The organism is Flavobacterium flabelliforme (assembly GCF_017948675.1).
GTDB lineage: Bacteria > Bacteroidota > Bacteroidia > Flavobacteriales > Flavobacteriaceae > Flavobacterium > Flavobacterium pygoscelis.
This window is the reverse complement of sequence record NZ_JAGFBU010000013.1, coordinates 1-3,547: the sequence shown is the minus strand read 5'-3', so window position 1 is coordinate 3,547 and position 3,547 is coordinate 1. Positions and strand designations below refer to the sequence as shown.

The window sequence follows — 3,547 nt, the reverse complement described above, 5'->3', positions numbered from 1 at the left end:
TAGATCAAAAATCGTTAATCATAAATCAGAAATCACCTTGTCTCGTAGCTCAGCTGGTTAGAGTACTACACTGATAATGTAGGGGTCGACAGTTCGAGTCTGTCCGAGACAACAATTACTTAAAAAAAAAGGAAATTCTAGAAGTTGGGATTCGCCGAAGATTTAAGATTTAAAAATCAGAAATCTGAATTCAAAGATCTAAAATTGAAACGGGGGATTAGCTCAGCTGGCTAGAGCGCCTGCCTTGCACGCAGGAGGTCAACGGTTCGACTCCGTTATTCTCCACTATTCCGAGAGGAAAAAAGTTCATTGACATATTGAGATAAGAAAATAATAAAAAGTAGAAAGCATTTTTACTTGTTTATTTATAGACAAGTAAAGAAACGGCATGTTTTAATTAACATGTTGGTACAATAAGCAAAATAAGGGCGTATGGGGGATGCCTTGGCTCTCAGAGGCGATGAAAGGCGTGATAAGCTGCGAAAAGCTACGGGGATTGGCACACACGATATGATCCGTAGATACCTGAATGGGGCAACCCACTATGTTGAAGACATAGTACACCGATAGGTGGGCAAACCCGCTGAACTGAAACATCTAAGTAGGCGGAGGAGAAGAAAACAAAAGTGATTCCGTAAGTAGTGGCGAGCGAACGCGGATTAGCCCAAACCAATGCTGTTACGGCAGGATTGGGGTTGTAGGACCACGATATTTGTTGCGGATAGAATTAGAATCTACTGGAAAGTAGAGCCATAGAAGGTGATAGCCCTGTATAAGTAATAGAAGATAACGATAGTGGTATCCTGAGTAGGGCGGGACACGAGAAATCCTGTCTGAATTTGGCGGGACCATCCGCTAAGGCTAAATACTCCTGAGAGACCGATAGTGAACCAGTACCGTGAGGGAAAGGTGAAAAGAACCGTGAATAACGGAGTGAAATAGATCCTGAAACCATACGCTTACAAGCGGTCGGAGCCCTTTCGTGGGGTGACGGCGTGCCTTTTGCATAATGAGCCTACGAGTTAACGTTGCTGGCAAGGATAAGTGGTTAAGCCACGGATCCGTAGCGAAAGCGAGTCTGAATAGGGCGCTTTAGTCAGTAGTGTTAGACGCGAAACCGTGTGATCTACCCATGGACAGGTTGAAGCTGTGGTAACACACAGTGGAGGACCGAACCCGTTGACGTTGAAAAGTCTTGGGATGATCTGTGGGTAGGGGTGAAAGGCCAATCAAACTCGGAAATAGCTCGTACTCCCCGAAATGCATTTAGGTGCAGCGTTATGCGTAAAGTTATATAGAGGTAGAGCTACTGATTGGATGCGGGGGCTTCACCGCCTACCAATTCCTGACAAACTCCGAATGCTATATAATGTTTCATAACAGTGAGGGCTTGGGTGCTAAGGTCCAAGTCCGAGAGGGAAAGAACCCAGACCATCAGCTAAGGTCCCCAAATATATACTAAGTTGAAAGAACGAGGTTTGTCTGCCCAGACAGCTAGGATGTTGGCTTGGAAGCAGCCATTCATTTAAAGAGTGCGTAACAGCTCACTAGTCGAGCGGACGAGCATGGATAATAATCGGGCATAAGTATATTACCGAAGCTATGGATTTACAATTTATTGTAAGTGGTAGGGGAGCATTCTAACAGGGTTGAAGGTGTGTCGTAAGGCATGCTGGACTGGTTAGAAAAGAAAATGTAGGCATAAGTAACGATAATGCGGGCGAGAAACCCGCACACCGAAAGACTAAGGTTTCCACAGCTATGCTAATCAGCTGTGGGTTAGTCGGGACCTAAGGCGAACCCGAAAGGGACAGTCGATGGACAACGGGTTAATATTCCCGTACTAGTTATTACTGTGATGGGGTGACGGAGTGATGAAAGCGCCGCGAACTGACGGAATAGTTCGTTGAAGTACCTACCTATAAGACCCGCAGGCAAATCCACGGGTTTTGGGGAAATACGATAGTACTCGGAGACTTCGGTTGAAGAGATAGTGCGCCTAAGGGCTTCCAAGAAAAACCTCTAAACTTCAGGTAATAAGTACCCGTACCGCAAACCGACACAGGTAGTCGAGGAGAGAATCCTAAGGTGCTCGAGAGATTCATGGCTAAGGAATTAGGCAAAATAGACCCGTAACTTCGGGAGAAGGGTCGCCCCGAGTAATCGGGGCCGCAGTGAAGAGGTCCAGGCGACTGTTTATCAAAAACACAGGGCTCTGCAAAATCGTAAGATGAAGTATAGGGCCTGACACCTGCCCGGTGCTGGAAGGTTAAGTGGAGATGTTATCTTCGGAGAAGCATTGAAATGAAGCCCCAGTAAACGGCGGCCGTAACTATAACGGTCCTAAGGTAGCGAAATTCCTTGTCGGGTAAGTTCCGACCTGCACGAATGGTGTAACGATCTGGACACTGTCTCAGCCATGAGCTCGGTGAAATTGTAGTAGCGGTGAAGATGCCGCTTACCCGCAGTGGGACGAAAAGACCCTGTGCACCTTTACTATAGCTTAGTATTGACCTTGGATAAATGATGTGTAGGATAGGTTGGAGACTGTGAAGTGGCGTCGCTAGGCGTTGTGGAGTCATTGTTGAAATACAACCCTTTGTTTATCTGAGGCCTAACCCCGCTTTGCGGGGGACATTGCTTGGTGGGTAGTTTGACTGGGGTGGTCGCCTCCAAAAGAGTAACGGAGGCTTCTAAAGGTTCCCTCAGTACGCTTGGTAACCGTGCGTAGAGTGCAATGGCATAAGGGAGCTTGACTGAGAGACATACAGGTCGATCAGGTACGAAAGTAGAGCATAGTGATCCGGTGGTTCCGCATGGAAGGGCCATCGCTCAAAGGATAAAAGGTACGCCGGGGATAACAGGCTGATCTCCCCCAAGAGCTCATATCGACGGGGGGGTTTGGCACCTCGATGTCGGCTCGTCACATCCTGGGGCTGGAGAAGGTCCCAAGGGTTGGGCTGTTCGCCCATTAAAGTGGCACGCGAGCTGGGTTCAGAACGTCGTGAGACAGTTCGGTCTCTATCTACTGTGGGCGCAAGAAATTTGAGTGGATCTGATTCTAGTACGAGAGGACCGAATTGGACAAACCTCTAGTGTATCTGTTGTCACGCCAGTGGCACCGCAGAGTAGCTACGTTTGGAAGGGATAAGCGCTGAAAGCATATAAGCGCGAAACCCACCACAAGATGAGATTTCTTTTAAGGGTCGTGGGAGATGACCACGTTGATAGGCTATAGATGTAAAGGCAGTAATGTCATAGTCGAGTAGTACTAATAACCCGTAAGCTTATGTACGCTTTTCTCCCCCATCTCGGTGGGGGAGAAGAAACTTTCTAATACTTTAAATTTTTCTTTATCTCAGTATGTTAAGATATTATGTAATGTTGATTAGCTAGAAGCTAATTTACCCATTGCAAAACGACCTTAAGGTGGTTATTGCGGCGGGGCTCACCTCTTCCCATCCCGAACAGAGTAGTTAAGCCCGCCTGCGCAGATGGTACTGCAGTTATGTGGGAGAGTATGTCGTCGCCTTTCTTTAAAAACCCT

The 3,547-nt window shown here is 47.1% G+C and carries 2 tRNA genes and 2 rRNA genes; all 4 read left to right on the top strand.

The features are described from left to right. Positions 1 to 38 precede the first annotated feature (38 nt). The 4 genes from J3S90_RS15575 (at position 39) to rrf (ending at position 3,535) form a co-directional block, all read left to right on the top strand. Positions 39 to 112 (top strand) — tRNA-Ile (locus J3S90_RS15575). A gap of 99 nt (positions 113 to 211) precedes the next feature. Continuing rightward, positions 212 to 285: transfer RNA gene (locus J3S90_RS15570), tRNA-Ala, on the top strand. A gap of 126 nt (positions 286 to 411) precedes the next feature. Further along, positions 412 to 3,295 (top strand): 23S ribosomal RNA (locus J3S90_RS15565). Between the two features lie 130 nt (positions 3,296 to 3,425). After that, positions 3,426 to 3,535, top strand: a 5S ribosomal RNA gene (gene rrf, locus J3S90_RS15560). Positions 3,536 to 3,547: the final 12 nt, after the last annotated feature.